General features: G+C 70.5%; 1 protein-coding gene. It reads left to right on the top strand.

All coding sequences use genetic code 11. The annotated features are described in order from the left end of the window. Window positions 1–22: 22 nt before the first annotated feature. The coding region (gene xseA, locus I71_RS33875; protein ID WP_042704651.1) for an exodeoxyribonuclease VII large subunit at window positions 23–1544 on the top strand (1522 nt) is incomplete at its 3' end.

The following is a 1544-nucleotide window of genomic DNA, read 5'->3' on the forward strand; positions in this document are numbered from 1 at the left end:
GGCGAGCCCAACTCAGAGCGCCATGACGTCCGAAAACGCACCCCTGATCGCCCCGGAACCGCGCCCCGGCTCCAATCTTCCGGAATTCACCGTCGGCGACCTCGCCCGCCGGCTGAAGCGCAGCATCGAGGAGGAATTCGGCTTCGTCCGCGTCCGCGGCGAGATCAGCCAGCCGAAGAAGCACAGCTCCGGCCACTGCTACATGCGGCTGAAGGACGACACCGCGGTGATCGAGGCGGTGTGCTGGCGCGGCACCATGGCCAAGCTGGCGGTCCGGCCGGAGGAAGGGCTGGAGGTCATCGTCACCGGGCGCATGACGACCTACCCCGGCCGCTCGCAATACCAGCTGATCGTCGAGTCGATGGAGCTGGCCGGCGAAGGTGCCCTCCTGAAGATGCTGGAGGAGCGCAAGCGCCGTCTGGCGGCGGAGGGTCTGTTCGACCCCGCCCGCAAGAAACGCATCCCCTTCCTGCCAGACGTGATCGGTGTCGTCACCTCCCCCACCGGGGCGGTGATCCGGGACATCCTGCACCGGTTGAACGACCGCTTTCCCCGCCACGTCCTGCTGTGGCCGGTCGCCGTCCAGGGCGAGCGCGCGGCGGCCGAGGTGACGGCGGCCATCGAGGGCTTCAACCGCATCCGGCCGGATGACCGCATTCCACGACCGGATCTGATCATCGTGGCGCGCGGCGGCGGCTCGCTGGAAGACCTGATGGCCTTCAACGAGGAGAATGTCGTCCGTGCCGCCGCCGCCAGCACCATCCCGCTGATTTCCGCCGTCGGGCACGAGACCGATACCACCCTGATCGACTTCGCGTCCGACCTCCGCGCCCCCACCCCGACCGCCGCCGCCGAGATGGCGGTGCCGGTGCGCGGCGAGTTGCTGGCCCAGATCCTCGACGACGAGCGCCGGCTGCTCGCCAGCGCGTCGCGCGCGGTGGAGGATCGCCGCAACCGGGTCGAAGGGCTGGCGCGCGGCCTGGGCGATCCCCGTGCCCTGCTGGAGGGTCATGCCCAGCGGCTGGACGACCGGGCGGAGCGGCTGAACCTCGCCGCCTCGACGCTGTTGGAACGCCGCCGCACCCGTGTCGGCGAGTTGGCGGCCAAGCTGCGTCACCCGCGCGAAAAGCTGGCCCAGGCTGAACAGAAGCTGGCGTCGGAGGCCCGCGCCCTCGACTCGGCCCTGCGCCACACTGTGACCACCGCTGGCGGACGCTTCGAGCGGGTTGCCGGCCGGCTGTCGCTGACCCCGGCGCGGGTGCTGCTGGCCGATGGCGAACGCCGCGTCGCCGACCTGACGCCGCGCCTCGACCGCAGCCATGCCAAGGGGCTTGGCGACAAGGCGGCGAAACTGGCCTCGCTCGGCCAACTGCTGGAGAGCTACAGCTACAAGGGCGTTCTGGCCCGGGGGTTCGCCCTGGTCGAGGACCGCGACGGCCGCCCGGTGACGCGCGCCGACCAGGCGACGCCGGGGCTGGCGGTCAACATCGTCTTCGCCAATGATGGCAAAGTTGCCGCAACGGTCGATGGTGGCACAAAGGTAG

This window comes from Azospirillum sp. B506 (assembly GCF_000333595.1).
In the GTDB taxonomy this organism is placed as follows: domain Bacteria; phylum Pseudomonadota; class Alphaproteobacteria; order Azospirillales; family Azospirillaceae; genus Azospirillum.